At 66.5% G+C, this 3,555-nt stretch carries 4 protein-coding genes; 1 reads left to right on the top strand and 3 read right to left on the bottom strand.

What is annotated here, in order from left to right; all coding sequences use genetic code 11:
• Positions 1-242: 242 nt before the first annotated feature.
• The 3 genes from ACFVH5_RS44120 to ACFVH5_RS44110 all read right to left on the bottom strand — a co-directional run bounded on the left by ACFVH5_RS44120 (position 243) and on the right by ACFVH5_RS44110 (position 2,291).
• Entirely contained in the window at positions 243-746 is a 504-nt protein-coding gene (locus tag ACFVH5_RS44120; protein ID WP_385839325.1) for an HNH endonuclease, read from the bottom strand.
• Between the two features lie 144 nt (positions 747-890).
• Positions 891-1,430: a YbhB/YbcL family Raf kinase inhibitor-like protein gene (locus ACFVH5_RS44115; protein WP_385839324.1), complete on the bottom strand. Its 540-nt coding sequence runs from the start codon at positions 1,428-1,430 to the stop codon at positions 891-893.
• A 75-nt stretch (positions 1,431-1,505) separates the two neighbouring features.
• Complete coding sequence (locus tag ACFVH5_RS44110) at positions 1,506-2,291, bottom strand: sporulation protein (protein WP_384814936.1); 786 nt, start codon at positions 2,289-2,291, stop codon at positions 1,506-1,508.
• Positions 2,292-2,460: 169 nt separating this feature from the next.
• Here ACFVH5_RS44110 and ACFVH5_RS44105 point away from each other — a divergent pair, with 169 nt between their 5' ends.
• Positions 2,461-3,111, top strand: coding sequence for a DNA-3-methyladenine glycosylase (locus tag ACFVH5_RS44105; protein ID WP_384814933.1), 651 nt, complete (start codon positions 2,461-2,463; stop codon positions 3,109-3,111).
• Positions 3,112-3,555 lie beyond the last annotated feature (444 nt).

The raw sequence follows: 3,555 nt of genomic DNA, 5'->3' as shown, positions 1-3,555 counted from the left end.
CTGGGGGGCGGCCCCCTCCTACTGGCCCAACACCCTCCGTTGCACCAACCACACTTCGGGCTGGGCGGGGGGGGCGTTGTTCCCCCCCCCCCCGCCCCTACCCGTTCCCGTCCCTGTCTCAGGGGCTCCGCCCCCGAACCCCCGCTCCTCAAACGCCGGAGGGGCTGAGATCCCCAGGGCCGCAGCCCCTTTTCAGGGGCGCGGGGAACTGCGCGGCTGGCCACAGCGCACCCGCACCCGAATCACGCCGGCTGCGCAAGCCACTCCGGCAGAGCTTCGAGATCATCCCGCCCCAGCGCCAGCAACATCGCGTCAGCCGGCGTCGGCTCGAACGGCCGCCGCAACAACGGCATCCCCGCCTGATCAGGCGTCCGAGCAGCCTTGCGGTGATTGTCCTCGGCACAGGACGCCACCGTGTTCAGCCACGAGTCCTGGCCCCCCTGAGCCCGCGGCACCACGTGATCCACCGTGGTCGCCCGCCGCCCGCAGTACGCGCACTTGTGACGGTCACGGACCAGCACACCCCGCCGCGACCACGGTGCTTGTCTTCGGAACGGCACCCGTACATAGCGGCAGAGCCTGATCACCCGGGGCGCGGGTATGTCCAGCGCGGATCCGCGCATACGCAGTTCGGGGTGGGCCTGCTCGACGACTGCCTTGTCCTGCAGCACCAGAACGACGGCTCGGTTCAACGTCACCGTCGACAGCGGCTCGAAGCTCGCGTTCAGCACCAGCGTGTCCCGCATCCAGCCCACCTCCCATGTGCACCGGCCCACCACCTGGCGGGCGTGGATCAACTCTGGCCGGGCACGCCGAGATGGACAACGCAATAAAAATGCCCGCCCCTGATCAATTCCAAGACCAGGGGCGGGCAAACACTCAGTGAAAGGTCAGCTCTCCGCGGGAGCCGCGTACTCGGCGACGAGCTGCGCCCTCGCGAGCGTGTGGAACCGGAGATTGAAGCCCACCACGGCCGGTGAGGCGTCCGGGTCCGGACCGAGTTTCTCCTGGTCCACCGCATACACGGTGAACACGTACCGATGCGCCGGATCACCCGCCGGAGGCGCGGCACCCCCGAAGTCCCTCGACCCGTAGTCGTTGCGCACCTGGACCGACCCCTCGGGCAGTCCCTCGAACTTCCCCGTGCCCGCGCCCGCCGGCAATTCCGTCACCGAGACCGGAATGTCGAACACGACCCAGTGCCAGAAACCGCTCCCGGTGGGGGCGTCCGGGTCGAAACACGTCACGGCGAAACTCTTGGTCCCCGCCGGGAAGCCTTCCCAGCGAACCTGCGGCGAGGTGTTCCCGGCCGCGTGGACCTGAGCGTCCTTCAACGTCCCACCCGCCTCGACGTCCTCACTCGTGACAGTGAAGGACGGCACGACGGGATGGAAGTCATGGGGAAGCGGCGGCCTCGTGGACTCCGTCACCTCAGCACCTCCTGATCGGTTCCTGCTCCGGAAAAAGTCTGGCCCCGAGCTTAGGACCGGCCAGGTCCGGAAGTCCTAGAACCAGTTGCGGCGGCTGCCCACCTCGGACAGCCACTGGTTGAGGTACGCGGCCCAGTCCGTGCCCTGGAAGTCGTTGAGTCCGACCTGGAAGGAGCGGAAGGAGTCGCTGCCCTCGCTGAACAGACCCGGCTTCTTGTCCATCTCCAGGACGACGTCCATCTCGCGGTCGTCCGCGACGAAGGTCAGCTCGACCTGGTTCAGCCCGCGGTACTGCTGCGGCGGGAAGAACTCGATCTCCTGGTAGAACGGCAGCTTCTGGCGCGTACCCCGGATGTGCCCCTTCTCCAGGTCCGCGCTCTTGAAGCGGAAGCCCAGCTGGATGAAGGCGTCCAGCAGCGCCTGCTGCGCCGGCAGCGGGTGCACGTTGATCGGGTCCAGGTCACCGGAGTCCACCGCGCGCGCGATGGCCAGCTCCGTGGTCACGCCGATGTTCATCCCGCGCAGCGACTGACCGGCGATGTTCGTGATCGGCGTCTCCCACGGGATCTCCAGACCGAACGGCACCGCGTGCACGCCGTTGGCCTGGAGCTCGAAGGCACCGCCGAGCGAGAGCTTCGTGAACTCGATGTTCTGCTTGTACTCCTGGTCGTCGTGGCCCTCGACCTCGACCTTGGCCTGCAGCCCGACCGACAGACCCTCGATCGCCTGGTTCACGGATCCGCCCTGGATCCGCACCTCACCCTGGACGACACCACCGGGAACGACGTTGACCTCGGTCAGCTCCGTCTCGACCGAAGCCCCACCGGCACCCAGGCTCGCAAGCAGCCGCTTGAACCCCATCGTCTTCTCCTCTTTCGGGCAACGCCCCGTAGTTGTTCGGTCCGGATCGGATCCTTGATCCATACATACGCGATCCAGCCGGGTCCGGTTCCGCGCCTTCACCCTGGCAAGACGGGCGCTCCCTGACCACCCCGCACGCACTCGCACGTGTGAAGTACGCTCGTAAGCCATGATCGCGGCCCCTGACCGTACGCCCCTCGCCCGGGAGTTCTTCGACCGACCTGTACTTGAGGTCGCCCCCGACCTCCTGGGGCGCGTACTCGTACGTACGGATCCGGACGGTTCGGCCGACCCGATCGAGCTGCGCATCACGGAGGTCGAGGCCTACGACGGCCCGAACGATCCCGGCTCCCACGCCTTCCGCGGCCCCACGGCCCGCAACGCGGTGATGTTCGGTCCGCCCGGGTACGTATACGTCTACTTCACGTACGGCATGTGGCACTGCATGAACCTGGTCTGTGGCCCGGAGGGCAGGGCGAGCGCGGTCCTGCTCCGCGCGGGAGAGGTCACCGAAGGCGTTGAACTGGCGCGCAAACGTCGACTTTCGGCCCGACACGACCGAGAACTGGCCAAAGGCCCGGCCCGTCTGGCCACGGCCCTGGGGGTCGACCGGTCCCTCGACGGTACGGACGCATGCGCCTCGCAGAGTTCACCGCTGAGCCTCCTGCACGGCACCCCGGTGACCTCCGACCAGGTACTCAACGGTCCGCGCACCGGAGTGTCCGGCGACGGAGGCGTCCACCCGTGGCGCTATTGGATCACCAACGACCCGACGGTGAGCCCCTATCGGGCCCATACCCCTCGCCGCCGCCGAACTTGACTCGCCCTTGGGCGATACGTAACGTAGCCCGAGCCGCTTGAACCGGGTACTGCGTTCAGCCAGCAGCCGGAAGTGGCCAACCCACTACCTACGACTTCCTCTCAGCGAGGGTCCATTCAGCATGTCCGCATGCCTGAATTCGAACTCGCGGAACTCGATTATGAGTTGCCGAGGGGATCGGCTAACGTAGTGAATGTCGAAAGGCCGCAAGGCCAAAAGGCAAATCCCACCGACTGGGAATCGGGCCTGAAAGGGTCTGGTAGAGTCGGACTCGCCGGAAAGGGAAACGCGAAAGCGAAAGCCTGGAAAGCACCGAGGAAATCGGAACCGGAAACGGTCTGATAGAGTCGGAAACGCAAGACAGCGAGACAAGCACAACAGTAGAACAGCAGGACCGAAGGGAAGCGCCCGGAGGAAAGCCCGAGAGGGTGAGTACAAAGGAAG

The sequence above is a fragment of the Streptomyces sp. NPDC127119 genome (genome assembly GCF_042677425.1).
Taxonomy (GTDB): domain Bacteria; phylum Actinomycetota; class Actinomycetes; order Streptomycetales; family Streptomycetaceae; genus Streptomyces.
This window is presented reverse-complemented; position numbering and strand designations above follow the sequence as displayed.